Consider the following 14,952-nt stretch of genomic DNA (forward strand, 5'->3'; position numbering starts at 1 on the left):
AAATGATCCAGCAGGGAATTATTTAGCGCGCCGTTGTATCTGACCCTAGGTACAAGGCTGGCCAAACCATGGCCATGCCCCACAGCCTCCAAGGACAACGGCCCATGAAATCACGCAGGAAACCCGTCAAGCCCATCGGCTTGAAGGACATCACCATCGTCGACGACGCCAAGATGCGCAAGGCCATCACCGCAGCCGCCCTGGGCAACGCGATGGAATGGTTCGACTTCGGCGTCTACGGCTTCGTCGCCTATGCCCTGGGCAAGGTGTTCTTCCCCAACGCCAGCCCCGGCGTGCAGATGATCGCGGCGCTGGCCACCTTCTCCGTGCCCTTCCTGATCCGCCCGCTGGGCGGGCTGTTCTTCGGCGCCCTGGGCGACCGCTACGGGCGCCAGAAAGTGCTGGCCGCGACCATCGTGATCATGTCCCTGAGCACCTTCGCCATCGGCCTGATCCCGTCCTACGCCAGCATCGGCATCTGGGCGCCGATCCTGCTGTTGCTGGCGAAGATGGCCCAGGGCTTCTCGGTGGGCGGTGAATACACCGGCGCCTCGATCTTCGTCGCCGAGTACGCCCCGGACCGCAAGCGCGGCTTCCTCGGCAGCTGGCTGGACTTCGGCTCGATCGCCGGCTTCGTCCTCGGCGCCGGCGTGGTGGTGCTGATCTCGACGCTCCTCGGCGAGGAACAGTTCCTCGAATGGGGCTGGCGCCTGCCGTTCTTCCTGGCCCTGCCGCTGGGCCTGATCGGCCTGTACCTGCGCCACGCGCTGGAAGAAACCCCGGCCTTCCAGCAACACGTCGAAAAACTCGAGCAAGGTGACCGCGAAGGCCTGGCCAGCGGCCCGAAAGTTTCGTTCAAGGAGGTGGCGACCCAGCACTGGCGCAGCCTGCTGACCTGCATCGGCGTGGTGATCGCCACCAACGTCACCTACTACATGCTGCTCACCTACATGCCCAGCTACCTCTCGCACAACCTGCACTACAGCGAAGACCACGGCGTGCTGATCATCATCGCGATCATGGTCGGCATGCTGTTCGTGCAGCCGATCATCGGCCTGCTCAGCGACAAGTGGGGGCGCAAGCCGTTCATCATCATCGGCAGCGTCGGCCTGTTCGCCCTGGCGATCCCGGCGTTCATGCTGATCACCAGCGGCAAGCTGGCGGTGATCTTCGCCGGCCTGTTGATCCTCGCCGTGCTGCTGAACTTCTTCATCGGCGTGATGGCCTCGACCCTGCCGGCGATGTTTCCCACGCATATCCGCTACAGCGCCCTGGCCAGCGCCTTCAACATCTCTGTGCTGATCGCCGGCCTGACCCCGACCCTCGCCGCCTGGCTGGTGGAAACCACCGACAACCTGTACATGCCGGCTTATTACCTGATGGTGATCGCCGTGATCGGCCTGCTCACCGGCCTGACCATGAAGGAGACCGCCAACCGTCCGTTGCGCGGCGCCGCCCCGGCGGCCTCGGATATCGACGAAGCCCGCGAACTGCTGCAGGAGCACCACGACAACATCGAACAGAAGATCGAGGACATCGACGCGCAGATCGCCGAGTTGGAGGCCAAGCGCAAGACCCTGGCCCAGCAGCACCCGCGCATCGATTGAGGGGGCTTGCGCATTCCACCGGATTGCTTGCCTGATCCTCTGGACCTGCGGGGTGCATCGATTGCGCAACGGGGCCATGTGCTAGCGTTTCTGGATTGGGGAACAGCGTATTCCCCGCTTCCAGAACCGATGATCAGCAGGTGAGCCCATGGAACTAAGAATCAACCAGCAGACCTACCAGGTCGAGGCTGACGCCGACACGCCCTTGCTCTGGGTGATCCGTGACGACCTCGGCCTGACCGGCACCAAATACGGTTGCGGCCTGGCCCAATGCGGCGCCTGCTCGGTGCTGGTGGACGGCAATGTGGTGCGCGCCTGCGTCACCCCGGTGGCCGGCGTGGTCGGTCGTGAAGTCACCACCATCGAGGCCATCGAAGCCGACGCCGTGGGCAAGCGCGTGGTCGCCGCCTGGGTCGAGCACCAGGTGGCCCAGTGCGGCTACTGCCAGTCCGGCCAGGTGATGGCGGCCACCGCGCTGCTCAAGCACACCCCCAAACCCAGCACCGAACAGATCGACGCGGCCATGGTCAACCTGTGCCGCTGCGGCACCTACAACGCCATCCATGCCGCCGTGCACGAACTGGCCCAAGGGGAGAACGCCTGATGAACGCGCGTATCGACACCCCTGACGACCTGGCACGGCTGCGCAGCGGCGAAACGGTCAACCTGTCGCGTCGGCGCTTTCTTGCCGGCAGCGCCATCGGCGCACTGGTGCTGGGCTTCGGCCTGCCGCTGGGCTCGGCGCGGGTACAGGCCGCCGCCGCGACCACTGAGCGCGGCACCCAGGTGCCGGCCTTCCTGGAAATCCGCGCGGACGGCAGCGTGCACCTGCTCAGCCCGTTCATGGAGGGCGGGCAAGGGGTCAACACGGCCATGGCGCAGATCATCGGCGAGGAACTGGACGCCGACCCAGCCACCTTCGTGGTCGAAAGCGCGCCAGCGGGCGAGGCCTACGTGGTGATGGAGAACGGCCTGCGCATCACCGGCGGCAGCATGTCGGTGCGCATGAGCTACCCGACCATGCGCCGCCTCGGCGCCCTGGCCCGCGCCATGCTGCTGCAGGCCGGCGCCGAGCAGTTGGGCGTGCCAGTAGGTGAATTGAGCACCGAGCCTGGCAAGGTGGTGCACGCGGCCTCGGGCCGTGCGCTGGGCTACGGCGAACTGGCCGCCAAGGCCATGGACCTGCCGGTACCGGACCCTGCCAGCGTCAAGCTGCGCGACCCCAGCCAGTTCCGCTGGATCGGCAAGCCGGTGCAGCGCCTCGACGCCTACGACAAGTCCACCGGCAAGGCCGTCTACAGCATCGACGTCAAGGTCGACGGCATGCTCCACGCCGCCGTGCAGCATGCCCCGCGCCTGGGCATGACCGTAGGCAACCTGCGCAACGAGGAACAGGTCAAGGCGATGAAGGGCGTGCACTCGGTGCATCAACTGCCCGGTGCGGTCGCCGTGGTCGCCGAACGTTGGTGGCACGCCAAGCGCGCGGTGGAAGCGCTGCAGGTGGACTGGAAGGAAGTGGCCGCCGACAGCCAGGTGCGGCCGATGCCTGCCGACTTTTCCAGCGATGGCTGGCGCGAACACCTGGCCGCCCAGACCGGGCCGAGCCGCGACGAGGAAAACCAGGGCGATGTCGCCGGCGCCTTGGCCGCGGCCAAGACCAAGGTCGAGGCCACCTACCACAACCAGTTCCTCAACCACGCGCAGTTGGAGCCGCCCTCCGCCACCGCCCGTTTCAACCCCGACGGCTCGCTGGAAGTGTGGCTGCCCAACCAGGCCCAGGACATGTTCCGCGCCGACATCGCCAAGCGCACCGGCCTGGACCCGGCGCGGATCACCCTGCATTCGCCCCTGCTCGGTGGTTTCTTCGGCCGGCACTTCCTGTATGACTCGGCCAACCCCTACCCGCAGGCCATCGCCCTGGCCAAGGCGGTCGGCAGGCCGGTGAAACTGATCTGGAGCCGCGAGGAGGAGTTCCTGCGCGATGCCATGCGCCCCATGGCCGTGGTCAAGTTCCGCGCCGCGCTGGACGAGAAAGGCCTGCCGGTGGCCATCGAGGCGATCAGCGCCACCGAAGGCCCGACCGAGGCCATTGCTGGCAAGCAGGGCGACACGGTCGACCCCACCGCCCTCGAAGGGCTGTCGGGCAAGGCCTACGCCATCGCCAACAAGCGCACCGCGCAGATCTATGTCAAAGGCCCGGCCATGCTCGGCTACTGGCGCTCGGTGGGCAATTCGCTGAACGACTTCTTCTACGAGTCGTTCCTCGACGAGCTGGCCGACAAGGGTGGCCACGATCCCTTCGAGCTGCGCCTGCAACTGCTGCGGGACAACCCGCGTCTGACCACCCTGCTGCAGGCGGTGGGCGAGCTGTCCGGCGGCTGGAAGCGCGGCCCGTTCACCGCCGAGGACGGCAGCAAGCGCGCCCGCGGCGTGGCCATGGCCTCGCCGTTCGGCTCGGAGGCGGCGGTCATCGCCGAAGTGTCGCTGGAGGGTAGCCAGGTCAAGGTGCACGATATCTGGCAGGCCATCGACCCGGGCAGCATCGTCAACCCGGCGATCATCGAGGCCCAGGTCAACAGCGCGGTATCCCTGGGCCTGTCCCAGGTGCTGCTGGAAGAATCGGTGTGGCTGAACGGCATGCCACGGGCGCGCAACTACGACCTCTACCCGGTGCTGCCGCCGTCGCGCATGGCCCGGGTGCACGTGCGCATCGTCGAGAGCGGGGCGAAGATGGGCGGCATCGGTGAACCGCCGCTGCCGGCGGTCGCGCCCGCGGTGGCCAACGCCGTAGCGCAGCTCACCGGCCAGCGCGTGCGCAGCATGCCCCTGAGCCGCCATACCTTCAGCTGACACGACAAGGACAGCCCATGAACAACAGCCGATTCGCAAGAACCGCAGGCTGGCTGGCCTTGCCGTGCCTGGTCGCGGCAGGCCTGCTGGCCTGGTACGTCACCCGCGAGCCTGCCTCGCCCTTCAGCGCCTCGGACAGCGCCGACGCAGCCCTGGTCAGCCGCGGCGAATACGTCGCCCGCCTCAGCGACTGCGTGGCCTGCCACAGCGTGCCGGGCAAGGCGCCCTTTGCCGGAGGCCTGGAAATGGCCACGCCGCTGGGGGCCATCCATGCCACCAACATCACCCCGGATCGCGACCACGGCATCGGCGCCTACAGCCTGGCCGACTTCGACCGTGCCGTGCGCCAGGGCGTGGCGCCGGGAGGGCGACGGCTGTACCCGGCCATGCCCTACCCGTCCTATGCCAAGCTCAGCGATGACGATGTGCGGGCGCTCTACGCGTTCTTCATGAAGGGCGTGCAACCGGCAGCCGAAGCCAATATACCCAGCAGCATTCCCTGGCCATTGAACCTGCGCTGGCCCATCGCCCTGTGGAACGGCCTCTTCGCACCGACCACCGCCTATGCGCAGAAACCCGACCAGGATCCGCTGTGGAATCGCGGCGCCTACATCGTCCAGGGCCCCGGCCACTGCGGCAGCTGCCATACGCCTCGGGGCCTGGCCTTCAACGAGAAAGCCCTGGACGAAAGCGGCGCGCCGTTCCTCGCCGGGGCCCTGCTCGATGGCTGGTACGCGCCGAGCCTGCGCCAGGACCACAACACCGGGCTCGGGCGCTGGAGCGAGGCCGAGATCGTGCAGTTCCTCAAGACCGGGCGCAATCGCCATGCAGTGGTGTACGGCTCGATGACCGAGGCGTTCAACAACTCTACGCAGTTCATGAGCGACGACGACCTGGGCGCGATCGCCCGCTACCTCAAGGCATTGCCCGGTGACCCTCGGCGTGATGGTGCGCCCTGGCAGTACCAGGCGACGGCCGCCGCGCCTGATGCGCCCGGCGCGCACACCTACGCGACCCGTTGCGCCAGCTGCCATGGCGCGGATGGCAAGGGCCAGGCCGAGTGGATGCCGCCGCTGGCGGGGGCCACCTCGATGCTGGCCGCAGAGAACGCCTCGGCGATAAACATCACCCTCAACGGCTCGCAGCGCATCGTCGCCGCCGGGGTGCCGGACGCGTACCGCATGCCGGCGTTCCGCGAGCAGCTGTCGGACCGGGAGATCGCCGAGGTGCTGAGTTTCGCCCGCAGTGCCTGGGGCAATCAGGGTGGCGCGGTGCAGGCCAAGGCGGTGGGCGAGCTGCGCGGGCATACCGACCCTGCCAGCAGCAGCCCGATCATCCTGCATATGCGCTGATACCGCCATCGCGGGGCAAGCCCGCTCCCACGTGTGAAGCGTGGAGCACAGACAACCGAGGACACCATGGAAAGCATCGACCTGCTGGTCCTGCGCACCACCCACGACTGGCTTCAGGCCGGGCACCGCGTGCTGCTCGCCACTGTCGCCCGCACCTGGGGCTCCTCCCCTCGCCCGGTCGGCTCGATGATGGCGCTGCGCAACGATGGCCGGGTGGTTGGCAGCGTGTCCGGCGGCTGCATCGAAGACGACCTGATTCATCGCTACACCACTGCCTATGGCGGCCCCGGCCTGCCCCAGGGCAGGCCCGAGGTGATTCGCTATGGCGTCAGCGCCGACGAGGCCCACCGCTTCGGCCTGCCCTGTGGCGGCACCCTGGAGCTGATCCTGGAATTCGAACCGGCCGCGTTGCCCCTGCTGCAACTGCTGGAGCACCTCGACCAGGGCCGGCTGATGCGCCGCCGACTGACCCTGCAAAGCGGCGCGGTGAGCCTGGCAGCCACCGCCACGCCCGAGCAGTTCAGCTTCGACGGCCAGCACATGGTCAACACCCTCGGTCCCGGCTACCGCATGCTGCTGATCGGCGCCGGGGCACTGGCCGAATACCTGGCGACCATGGCCTTGTTCAACGGTTTTCGGGTGGCGGTGTGCGACCCTCGCCCCGAACACATGGCCACCTGGGCGGTGGCCCGCGTCGAGCACCTCAAGGGCATGCCGGACGATGCGGTACGCGCCTTCAACGCAGACCTGCGCACCTGCATCATCGCCGTCAGCCATGACCCCAAGCTCGACGACCTGGCGCTGCTCGAGGCCCTGCACAGCCCGGCGTTCTACATTGGCGCCATCGGCTCGCGGCGCAACAGCCAGCTGCGCCGCGAGCGCTTGATTGAGCATTTCGGCGAGAGCGAGGCCTCGTTGCAACGACTGCATGGCCCCATCGGCATCTACATCGGCAGCAAGACCCCGGCGGAGATCGCGGTGAGCGTGATGGCCGAAGTGCTGGCCGCCAAGAATGCCGTGACACTGCCCGGGGCGGTGAGCGTATCCGGCGCCAAGGCCCTGGAACAGCCAGCCTTGTAAGCGGGCCACACACCAGCCAACTACTGTCTATGCTTGCTCAACGCGAACCACCCATCGGTATCGACCACAAGGAAGACAGGCCAATGAACTCGACTCTCGCCCGCGCCATCGCTTTCACCTCGCTCATCGGCGCGGCCAGCCTCACCGCCCACGCGGCCGAACTGCCCATCGCCAGCGAGGCGCTGGAAAGCCATATCACCACCGAAGTGACCAAGATCGACCTGCCCAACCGCCAGGTCACGGTCGAGGGTCCCCACAACAAGGACGTGACCTTCCAGCTCACCGAACAGGCCAAGGCCCTGCCCCACCTCAAGGAGGGCGACCAGGTCGACATCAAAGTCACCCGTGCCATCGCCTATGTACTGAACACCAATGTCGGCGGCGCGCCCAAGGCCTCCGAGGAATCGGGCACCATCCGCGCCACCGCGGCCAACCCCAACCCTGGTGGCGAGGCTTTCCGCCAGGTCAAGGTCACCTCGCAGATCAAGAAGATCGACCTGAACACTCATGAAGTCACCCTGCTGCCGCCCGAAGGCAAACTGCAGGTGGTCAAGGTCGAGAATCCCGAACTGCAGGCACGGATGAAAAACCTCAAGGTCGACCAGACCGTCGAAGCCATCTTTACCGAAGTACTGAGCGTGGAAACTTCCCGCCCAGCCCAGTAAAACCTTTGGCCGGCCCGCGCATCGAAAGCCATGTAAGCCTTTCCCCCCTTCAGGAGGTTTCCCATGGCGATGCGCCTGGCCGTGCCGTTTTGCTGCTGCCTTACCCTCGCGCTCACGGGCTGCACCAGCGCCCGCGACGAGCAGCCACCGCCCACCACGCAACAGGTCGAGCTCCAGCGCTACCAGGGCACCTGGTATGAACTGGCGCGCCTGCCGATGTTCTTCCAGCGCAATTGCGTGCAGTCCGAGGCCCGTTATGGCCTGCGCGAGGACGGGCGCATCGACGTCTCCAACCGCTGCCTGGAAAAGGACGGCCAATGGAACCAGGCCAATGGCATCGCCGAGGCGCAGGTGCCCGGCCGCACCGACAAGCTCTGGGTGCGCTTCGACAACTGGTTCAGCCGCCTGGCACCGGACCTGACCAAGGGCGAATACTGGGTGCTGTATCACGACGCGGATTACCGCGTGGCCGTGGTCGGCCACCCGAACCGCGAATACCTGTGGCTGCTGTCGCGCACCCCCACTGTCAGTGACCAGACCCGTGACCAGCTACTGGCGCTGGCGCGCAAGCAGGGTTATCCCACCGAGCAATTGATCTGGCGCCAGGCCAAACTCTAGTGTGGTGTTTCACAAATAACGACCATAACTCGCGGCGCTTTTGCGCTCATGCGGCGTTGTCGCTCCTCGCCGTAGCTGGGCTACGACTCGTCGCGACGCCTTGCCTGAGCGCAAAAATCGCTCGCGAGTTATTGGTCGTATTTGCAAAACACCACACTAGCTGCCCACGCCCACGCCCTGTAAGGTGAGCCACCCGGCTCACCCAAAGGATTGCGTGCAATGATCACCTGCCACCTCAAGTACATCATCGACCCCTACCAGGTCCCCGCCTTCGAAGCCTACGGCAAGCTGTGGATCGGCCTGGTCAACCGCATGGGCGGCAGCCACCACGGCTACTTCCTGCCCAGCGAAGGCGCCAACAATGTCGCCTATGCCCTGTTCAGCTTCCCCAGCCTGGCGGCCTACGAGCAGTACCGCAAAGCTTCGGAAACCGACCCCGAGTGCATCGCCGCCTTTGCCCTGGCCACCGAGCAGCGTTTCATCCTCAGCTATGAGCGCAGCTTCCTGCGGCCCGTGCTCGACTGAATTTCCCAGGCAAGACCCAGGCTCCTGCAGGCGCCGGTAAAGCCAACGGCAAACGCCACTGAACTATTGCACCTCGATCACGATCCTCACCTAAGCACCCTCGACCCAGGATCGTCGATCGACAAGGAGCCTAGCCAGTGACCACTACCACCCTCCCCCGTTGCACCCCAGGGCCGCTGCACGCGACCCTGCTCGCCGGCAGCGTGCCGCTGTTCCTCGGCGCCCTGCTCAGCGACATTGCCTACTACCAGAGCTACCAGATCCAGTGGAGCAACTTCGCCGCCTGGCTGATCGCCGGGGCCCTGCTATCCAGTGGCCTGGCGCTGCTGTTTGCCCTGGCCAACCTGATCCGGGCGCCACGCAAGGCCGGTCGCCCGCTGCTGTACGTGCTGTTGCTGCTGGTCACCTGGGTACTGGGCCTGGTCAACGCCTTCGAGCACGCCAAGGACGCCTGGGCCGTGATGCCCGCAGGCCTGGTGCTGTCAGTAGTGGTCACGGTGCTGGCCATGATCGCCACCTGGGCCGGCCTGACCCGCCTGCGCACGGAGGGCGAAGCATGAAGCACGCATTGAGCGCCCTGAGCATGGCCCTGCTGCTCAGCGCCTGTGGCGGCGACGGCGAGAAGACCCAGGCCCATGGTCCGGACCCGAAATTGCCAGCCCCCGAACGCGGGCTGCTGCCAAGCATGAAGATCGCCCAGCCGGCCGCCTGGGGTGAGCAAAAACCCCAGGTGCCCCAGGGCTACCGCATCAGCGCCATCGCCACCGACCTGAAGATCCCGCGCCAGACCCTGGTGTTGCCCAATGGCGACATCCTCGTTGCCGAGGGGCGTGGTGGCAACGCCGCCAAGCTCAAGCCCAAGGACGTGATCGCCAGCCAGATCAAGGCCAAGGGCAACACCCAGGTCAAGGGCGGCAACCGCCTTACCCTGCTGCGCGACGCCGACGGCGATGGCCGCTACGAACTGCAGACGGTATTCGCCGAACACCTCAATGCCCCCTATGGCCTGGCCTATGCCAACGGCAAGCTGTACGTGGCCAACCAGGACGCGCTGGTGCGCTTCGATTACCAGGACGGCCAGACCCAGGCCGGTGGCCCGCCGACCAAGGTCACCGACCTGCCCGCCGAGATCAACCACCACTGGACCAAGTCGCTGGCCATCAGCCCCGACGGCCGCTACCTGTACGTAGGCATCGGCTCCAACAGCAACATCACCGAGCGTGGCATGGAGGCGGAGGTCGACCGCGCCATGGTCTGGCAGGTGGACGCTGCGACCGGTGCCCACCGGCCTTATGCCACCGGCCTGCGCAACCCGACCGCGCTGGCCATCCAACCACGCGACGGCAAACTGTGGGCAGTGGTCAACGAGCGCGACGAACTGGGCCCGGACCTGGTGCCGGACTACCTGACCTCGGTGCAGGAAGGCGCGTTCTATGGCTGGCCATACAGCTACTGGGGCCAGAACGTCGATGACCGCGTGCGGCCGCAGAACCCGGACAAGGTGAAAGCCGCGATCAAGCCCGACTACAGCCTGGGCTCGCATGTGGCGGCGCTGGGCGTGGCCTTCTCCAACCCGGCCATGGGCGACACCTTCGCCGACGGTGTGTTCGTGGGTGAACACGGCAGCTGGAACCGGCCGAACCCGGTGGGCTACAAGGTGATCTTCGTGCCGTTTCGCGACGGCAAGCCGGCCGGCGAGCCGGTGGATTTCGCCACGGGCTTTCTTGGCGGGGACGGCAAGACCCGTGGCCGGCCCGTGGGGGTGACCGTCGACCCGAAGGGGGCGTTGATCATTGCCGACGACCTGGCCAACACCCTGTGGCGGGTGACTCGCGAGCCGTAGGGGCGCCAGGGCTTTTCAGGTGCTCAACACGAGCGTGCAGCGCTCGCGTTGAGCACCTGGCTAGCGCCATGCACATTTTGCAAGGCGCGTTCAGGCCTTGCCTGCAAACGACTCCAAGGCTTTGATGAAATCCTGCAACGGCAGGTGTACGGCCGGCCAGCCTTCGATGTAATAGTGCTCGATCACCACCGTGTCCTCTTCGAACGCAACATGGTAGGCATTGCCACTGTAGGGCTCCACCACTCGGTTGAGGCGCGCGGCAAGGGCCTTTTCCAGCAAATGCTCGCGTGCCACGGCCGTCACCTCATCGTCCAGGAACTGCTGCAGACTGCTGGATGGGATGTTGGACATCAGCAAACTCCTTTGTCGTGCTGACGAAAAGAGCCGGGCATCACGCCCGGCCCTGCAGAGAGTGACGCAGAATCAGTAGTCAGGATAGGCGGTGGTTACCACCGTGCCACTGGCGTTCATATAGCCGACGATGTTGAAGGACGCCGCCGGGTTGCCCGCCTGGCAACTCGCCCCCGACGGCCCGTGGAACTCGCCGTTTACCAGCCCGGTGCGGTTGTTGTACGCGTTCTGGATGGCCGCCACCACGTTGGCTTGTGAGCAAGTGTCAGGAAACATCGTGGAGACGGTCTTGGTGCCGGTCGCGCCATTTTGGGTGATGTTGAAGTTGCGCAGCACGTAGATCCCGGCCGGACCACGCGGGGTATTGGTGGTGGCAGCGGTAAAGGTCACGGTGGCAGGCGACTGGCCGTTCGGCCTGCTGTGGAAGCCCTTGGCCCGGTTGCCGGCAGCCTGCACCTGAACCTCACCACAGAACACATGCTGCTGGTTGACCGCGGGCGCGCCGCCCGAGTTGGGTTGCGGGCATTGCACGGCGGCCTGGGCAGGCGCCATCGGCACCAGGGTGAAGGCCAAGCTGCCGATAATCGCCAGACCAGCCAGCACGGCACGTGCAGGGGTTGCTACGAAAGTCTTTTTCATCTTGAAGCTCCTTTTTGCAGTGACAGGACGTTGTTGTCCTCTGGCTCCGCCGCTGCCGGCGGAAAGCGGGAGTGGGGTCAGCCGAGCAGCAGCCACTTGGCCCGGGCTAGATAAGCGGCACGATCATCGAGGCCGTTGAAGCCGCCGTTGACGCGCCGGGTGACTTCGCGCAGGTCATCCTTGTCGGCCCAGTCGTTGAGCTTGCGGTTGGCCCAGAACCAGCCGGCGACATCCACCGCCAGGGCCGGGTCGCTGCTCACCAGGGCGGGGTCGTCCTTGTTCTCGAAGTCGCGCGTGCAGTACTGGCCGTACTGGCGATAGTTGGCGCGGCCGGTGAGCTGAATCAGGCCACGCCCCTTGAAGCGCGGGCCGTCGCCCGGCTGCAGGTTGCCGAGGTCCTTGCGCCCTTCGTAGGCACTGCCGCTGGCCAGCTCTTCGGTGTATCGAAGGCAGCCACTCTCATGGGCGATCTGGGCGAGGAAGTGAGCAATACGCAGTGGCGTATCGATGCGGTAGCGGGTCAGCACCTCCAGCAACGGCTGATGGAACGCCGTGATGCGTGCGCTGCTGGCGTTGATCAGCGCCAACCACAGCTTGGCCACGCCGAGCCCGCCGGGCAGCCCGACCCGCAAGGCGGCCAGGGTCGTGTCGCCCGGCACTACCGGTTTGCCGGCCGGGCTGCCGATGATCTGCTGGAAGCTCTCAAGGGCGCTGCGCGTGCCTGCGCCCCAGAGGCCATCGGTGCCGAGCGCGCAACTGAAGCCGCGTTGCCCGCTGTTGAGGTTGAGCAGCAGTTGCAGGCTGCGCACATCGGCGGGCGCATTGCTACCGCCGGTTCCTACGGTGTTGGTGATGCACATGGTCTGCTCCTTTTTCGGGCAAGCCGCTCCCCGTGGGGCAGCGGGCAGGCCGTGCCTTGGTGTCGAAGCGAGAGGTGTCGTGGGGGTTGGCGCTACTTACCGGATGGCAAGAGCGTCAGGCTGTAAGCCAGCTTGTTGCGTTGGGTAAACAGTTGCACCTGCAAGCCACCGCCACCCTGGCTGCTCTGCAGGTAGCCCTGCGCCAGTTGCCCGCACAGGCCAGCGCCTGCGCCATCCAGGCCATAGCTGTTGACCTGCCCGTTGGCCCCGCTGTACTCCAGGTCGAAGCCGCATTTCCAATTGCCGTTGAAACGCACCTTGCCGGCGCGATCCCCCAACCCGGCGGCGGGTTCAATGTCCAGGACGACGGGGATGTCGCGGCCATCGTCCTTGAAGGTGCCGCGGTACTCGACGGCCCAGGCCGATGCCAGGCTGGTGAGGGCCAACGCCCCCACCAGTGCAGTTGCCAACTGTTTCATGGTGACTCTCCTTGTTGGTTGAATGCAGGGTTCAGAACGCCAGCACCAGCCCCGCCCACTTGGCGATGCTCAGGGCCAGGTCAGGCTGGATCGCGCCCAGAGCCACCAGCGCAGACAGCACCGCAGCGCCGATGGCGCACAGCACGCGCCTGGTGGTGGACATACGCGCCGGTTGCGCGGTTTTTTTCTTCAGGATCGTGCGCATGGTTCGAGTCTCCTGGGTTGACAGCAGCAGCCGCATCGAGCGGTCAGTTCGCCTGGCCATCAGCGGGCCTCCGGTAGTGCCCGAACAGCTCGCCATCGAGGCGCACGACGATCGCCGCATGGGCGTCGCCGGGCACGACAATGCTCAGTTCATGCAAGGTCTGCTTACCGCGTGGCGGGCGGCCGACCCGCAACGCCAGGCAGCCCGAGACATCGCCTGGCTCGACGGTCGCGGCCAGCGACACCTCCATCTGGGCGATGCGGATGCCCGGCCAACGCGCCCCTGTGACCTGCTGGGCGCCGGCCATGGCACCGCCGAGGGCCTGGACGAATTCTTCGAGGTGGTTCATCACGAGGCCTCCTGCTCGTCAGGCAGCCAGAACGGCCGACGGGCGAAGCCCACGTGGTAGATGAGCGACTGCAGCACCACCTGGTGCTCGCCGATGTTGAGCAGGTTGAAGCTCTTCTCGATGCCGACGATGCGCCCCTTCGGCGGCTCGCAGAGACAGCGGTTGAGCAGCGCGGTCTGCGCCTGGATCACATCCTGCGACGTCAGCTTCTCCGGATCGGTGCTGCCGACGACGATGCGTTTCACATATCCCACGTCCGTTAGATCGAACATCACGGAACTCCTTTCCGGAAAAGACTGACGGCCAACCCCCGGTCAAGGCTCAGGCGAACCCAGGGCTGACGCTGGGCCGCTCACCCTTTACTGCTGGGTGATGGCTTTTGGCGCAACCGACTGCGAGATCATGTCCAGCACCCGGGCCAGCCCTTCCGGCATTCCGTCGTCGGCGGCGTGCACCTCGACGTGGTACTTGGCCGACTGGTCGGTGGAACGGGTGTTCTCCTTGTGCGAGGACACCGAGCCTGAGATGTTGACTTTGGCGCTGAACGGCCCCCAGCCCACACTGGCCTCGGCCGACATCGCCGCCTGGGCGTCGGTGGCTTCGCGCGATTGCTCGGAGTTCTTCACCTCCATGTCGAAGGTGATGTCGACCTTGTTGATCGACAGGTTCGGCACCTTGACCACCGCCAGCAGCGGTACTTCCAACTCGACCCGTTCCATGGGGATGGTGCCGTCGTCGGGCTTGCTGGTGGAGGGACGGTCGAAGCGGAAGCTGACCGTACGCACATCACCCACCCGGTTGGGGTCGGTGTTGTTCGGGTCAGGCGCCGGTGGCAGGAAGCCGATCACCTTGATGAAGTCGGCGGTAGCGTTGGCCAGGCGGACCTGGGCGTCGCAGGCGGCGGTCAGCGGACCACCGATCAGGTCGCCCATGGGCAGGCCGCGGAACTGGTCACCCATCGAGAAGTTAGCCATTTCTGTGTCTCCTAGATCAATTTATCGAGGTTTTGCAGCAGCCGAGCCATCCCCTCCGACGGGGGCTGGGTTTCGACTTTGAGGGTGACGCGCGCCAGTGGCCCGCCTTCACCATTGCGGCGAACGCCCAGGTCGACGTTCAGAGCCTTGTGGTTCTCGCTCGGCCAGCCCGAGCCATCGGCGCCGGCATTGGCCGGTCCGACGTTCGCAGCCGAGCCGTCATCGGCGTTCAGCCCTACCTCGAACGAGATTTCCATGTCCTTGACGGCCATCAGCCGTGCCCCCACCAGCGACAGCAGCGGCACACGCACCACGCGCTCCTCGCCTTCGCGCGCTTCGGGCGAATGGGACGGCAGGCGCACATCGATGCTCACCGGTCGGTTGTCTTCGTCGAAGTACTGGCGCACGGTCGATACCTGAAAACGCTGGATCTTGTCCTGCGCCTCTGCGACCGCGCCGGCGATGCTCTGGATGAGGTGGTGGAGGGATTGATTCGCCACGTCCGACGCTCCTTGTCTGTTGCGGTGCCGATGCCGTCCGGGTGGCTTCGCAGTT

19 protein-coding genes are annotated in these 14,952 nt (G+C 66.1%); 10 read left to right on the forward strand and 9 right to left on the reverse strand.

Translation table 11 applies throughout. The features are described 5' to 3' along the window. Nucleotides 1–104 precede the first annotated feature (104 nt). The 10 genes from proP to DFS21_RS20195 all read left to right on the forward strand — a co-directional run bounded on the left by proP (nucleotide 105) and on the right by DFS21_RS20195 (nucleotide 10,540). Entirely contained in the window at nucleotides 105–1,607 is a 1,503-nt protein-coding gene (gene proP / locus DFS21_RS20150; protein WP_023631310.1) for a glycine betaine/L-proline transporter ProP, read from the forward strand. Between the two features lie 148 nt (nucleotides 1,608–1,755). Continuing rightward, nucleotides 1,756–2,211, forward strand: a complete 456-nt coding sequence (locus tag DFS21_RS20155) for a (2Fe-2S)-binding protein (protein WP_023631311.1) — start codon at nucleotides 1,756–1,758, stop codon at nucleotides 2,209–2,211. After that, nucleotides 2,211–4,457: a molybdopterin cofactor-binding domain-containing protein gene (locus DFS21_RS20160; protein WP_110698560.1), complete on the forward strand. Its 2,247-nt coding sequence runs from the start codon at nucleotides 2,211–2,213 to the stop codon at nucleotides 4,455–4,457. The genes DFS21_RS20155 and DFS21_RS20160 overlap by 1 nt, the downstream gene beginning before the upstream one ends. Nucleotides 4,458–4,474: 17 nt before the next feature. Continuing rightward, nucleotides 4,475–5,809: a cytochrome c gene (locus tag DFS21_RS20165; RefSeq protein ID WP_110698562.1), complete on the forward strand. Its 1,335-nt coding sequence runs from the start codon at nucleotides 4,475–4,477 to the stop codon at nucleotides 5,807–5,809. Between the two features lie 66 nt (nucleotides 5,810–5,875). Next, a complete protein-coding gene (locus tag DFS21_RS20170; RefSeq protein ID WP_111532982.1) occupies nucleotides 5,876–6,889 on the forward strand; it encodes an XdhC family protein in 1,014 nt (337 codons plus the stop codon). Nucleotides 6,890–6,972: 83 nt separating this feature from the next. Continuing rightward, nucleotides 6,973–7,554, forward strand: a complete 582-nt coding sequence (locus DFS21_RS20175) for a hypothetical protein (RefSeq protein ID WP_110698567.1) — start codon at nucleotides 6,973–6,975, stop codon at nucleotides 7,552–7,554. Nucleotides 7,555–7,617: 63 nt separating this feature from the next. Next, nucleotides 7,618–8,172 carry a lipocalin family protein gene (locus tag DFS21_RS20180; protein WP_110698569.1) on the forward strand — a complete coding sequence of 185 codons (555 nt, stop codon included), beginning with the start codon at nucleotides 7,618–7,620 and terminating at the stop codon, nucleotides 8,170–8,172. 219 nt (nucleotides 8,173–8,391) lie between these two features. Then, on the forward strand, nucleotides 8,392–8,697 hold the full coding sequence (locus tag DFS21_RS20185) for an NIPSNAP family protein (RefSeq protein ID WP_110698570.1): 306 nt from the start codon (nucleotides 8,392–8,394) through the stop codon (nucleotides 8,695–8,697). 137 nt (nucleotides 8,698–8,834) lie between these two features. Beyond that, a complete protein-coding gene (locus tag DFS21_RS20190; RefSeq protein ID WP_102684433.1) occupies nucleotides 8,835–9,257 on the forward strand; it encodes a DUF2231 domain-containing protein in 423 nt (140 codons plus the stop codon). After that, nucleotides 9,254–10,540 (forward strand): sorbosone dehydrogenase family protein, encoded by a 1,287-nt coding sequence (locus DFS21_RS20195; protein WP_110698572.1) that lies wholly within the window; start codon nucleotides 9,254–9,256, stop codon nucleotides 10,538–10,540. Before DFS21_RS20190 ends, DFS21_RS20195 begins: the two co-directional genes overlap by 4 nt. A 90-nt stretch (nucleotides 10,541–10,630) precedes the next feature. On the opposite strand, the gene DFS21_RS20200 is transcribed toward DFS21_RS20195, so the two are convergent. The 9 genes from DFS21_RS20200 to DFS21_RS20240 form a co-directional block, all read right to left on the reverse strand. After that, entirely contained in the window at nucleotides 10,631–10,891 is a 261-nt protein-coding gene (locus DFS21_RS20200) for a hypothetical protein (RefSeq protein ID WP_110698574.1), read from the reverse strand. Between the two features lie 72 nt (nucleotides 10,892–10,963). Then, a complete protein-coding gene (locus DFS21_RS20205; protein WP_110698576.1) occupies nucleotides 10,964–11,530 on the reverse strand; it encodes an EndoU domain-containing protein in 567 nt (188 codons plus the stop codon). Between the two features lie 77 nt (nucleotides 11,531–11,607). Further along, a complete protein-coding gene (locus tag DFS21_RS20210; protein ID WP_110698578.1) occupies nucleotides 11,608–12,390 on the reverse strand; it encodes a glycoside hydrolase family 19 protein in 783 nt (260 codons plus the stop codon). Nucleotides 12,391–12,482: 92 nt separating this feature from the next. Beyond that, nucleotides 12,483–12,869 carry a hypothetical protein gene (locus DFS21_RS20215; RefSeq protein WP_110698580.1) on the reverse strand — a complete coding sequence of 129 codons (387 nt, stop codon included), beginning with the start codon at nucleotides 12,867–12,869 and terminating at the stop codon, nucleotides 12,483–12,485. Between the two features lie 31 nt (nucleotides 12,870–12,900). Further along, nucleotides 12,901–13,074 (reverse strand): hypothetical protein, encoded by a 174-nt coding sequence (locus DFS21_RS20220; RefSeq protein ID WP_250888410.1) that lies wholly within the window; start codon nucleotides 13,072–13,074, stop codon nucleotides 12,901–12,903. 43 nt (nucleotides 13,075–13,117) lie between these two features. After that, nucleotides 13,118–13,423 (reverse strand): hypothetical protein, encoded by a 306-nt coding sequence (locus tag DFS21_RS20225; protein ID WP_110698584.1) that lies wholly within the window; start codon nucleotides 13,421–13,423, stop codon nucleotides 13,118–13,120. Continuing rightward, nucleotides 13,423–13,695 (reverse strand): hypothetical protein, encoded by a 273-nt coding sequence (locus tag DFS21_RS20230; protein WP_110698586.1) that lies wholly within the window; start codon nucleotides 13,693–13,695, stop codon nucleotides 13,423–13,425. Before DFS21_RS20230 ends, DFS21_RS20225 begins: the two co-directional genes overlap by 1 nt. Before the next feature lie 87 nt (nucleotides 13,696–13,782). Then, nucleotides 13,783–14,397: a DUF2589 domain-containing protein gene (locus DFS21_RS20235; protein WP_110698588.1), complete on the reverse strand. Its 615-nt coding sequence runs from the start codon at nucleotides 14,395–14,397 to the stop codon at nucleotides 13,783–13,785. Nucleotides 14,398–14,408: 11 nt separating this feature from the next. Then, nucleotides 14,409–14,897 carry a DUF2589 domain-containing protein gene (locus tag DFS21_RS20240; protein ID WP_110698590.1) on the reverse strand — a complete coding sequence of 163 codons (489 nt, stop codon included), beginning with the start codon at nucleotides 14,895–14,897 and terminating at the stop codon, nucleotides 14,409–14,411. Nucleotides 14,898–14,952 lie beyond the last annotated feature (55 nt).

This window comes from Pseudomonas sp. 2848 (assembly GCF_003253945.1).
Taxonomy (GTDB): domain Bacteria; phylum Pseudomonadota; class Gammaproteobacteria; order Pseudomonadales; family Pseudomonadaceae; genus Aquipseudomonas.

Coding starts and splice junctions, on each gene's coding strand:
- DFS21_RS20195 (WP_110698572.1), top strand. CDS start 9,254: ATGAAGCACGCATTGAGCGCCCTGAGCATGGCCCTGCTGCTCAGCGCC.
- DFS21_RS20180 (WP_110698569.1), top strand. CDS start 7,618: ATGGCGATGCGCCTGGCCGTGCCGTTTTGCTGCTGCCTTACCCTCGCG.
- proP (WP_023631310.1), top strand. CDS start 105: ATGAAATCACGCAGGAAACCCGTCAAGCCCATCGGCTTGAAGGACATC.
- DFS21_RS20165 (WP_110698562.1), top strand. CDS start 4,475: ATGAACAACAGCCGATTCGCAAGAACCGCAGGCTGGCTGGCCTTGCCG.
- DFS21_RS20200 (WP_110698574.1), bottom strand. CDS start 10,891: ATGTCCAACATCCCATCCAGCAGTCTGCAGCAGTTCCTGGACGATGAG.
- DFS21_RS20220 (WP_250888410.1), bottom strand. CDS start 13,074: ATGCGCACGATCCTGAAGAAAAAAACCGCGCAACCGGCGCGTATGTCC.
- DFS21_RS20235 (WP_110698588.1), bottom strand. CDS start 14,397: ATGGCTAACTTCTCGATGGGTGACCAGTTCCGCGGCCTGCCCATGGGC.
- DFS21_RS20185 (WP_110698570.1), top strand. CDS start 8,392: ATGATCACCTGCCACCTCAAGTACATCATCGACCCCTACCAGGTCCCC.
- DFS21_RS20155 (WP_023631311.1), top strand. CDS start 1,756: ATGGAACTAAGAATCAACCAGCAGACCTACCAGGTCGAGGCTGACGCC.
- DFS21_RS20230 (WP_110698586.1), bottom strand. CDS start 13,695: ATGTTCGATCTAACGGACGTGGGATATGTGAAACGCATCGTCGTCGGC.
- DFS21_RS20215 (WP_110698580.1), bottom strand. CDS start 12,869: ATGAAACAGTTGGCAACTGCACTGGTGGGGGCGTTGGCCCTCACCAGC.
- DFS21_RS20160 (WP_110698560.1), top strand. CDS start 2,211: ATGAACGCGCGTATCGACACCCCTGACGACCTGGCACGGCTGCGCAGC.
- DFS21_RS20170 (WP_111532982.1), top strand. CDS start 5,876: ATGGAAAGCATCGACCTGCTGGTCCTGCGCACCACCCACGACTGGCTT.
- DFS21_RS20225 (WP_110698584.1), bottom strand. CDS start 13,423: ATGAACCACCTCGAAGAATTCGTCCAGGCCCTCGGCGGTGCCATGGCC.
- DFS21_RS20205 (WP_110698576.1), bottom strand. CDS start 11,530: ATGAAAAAGACTTTCGTAGCAACCCCTGCACGTGCCGTGCTGGCTGGT.
- DFS21_RS20210 (WP_110698578.1), bottom strand. CDS start 12,390: ATGTGCATCACCAACACCGTAGGAACCGGCGGTAGCAATGCGCCCGCC.
- DFS21_RS20175 (WP_110698567.1), top strand. CDS start 6,973: ATGAACTCGACTCTCGCCCGCGCCATCGCTTTCACCTCGCTCATCGGC.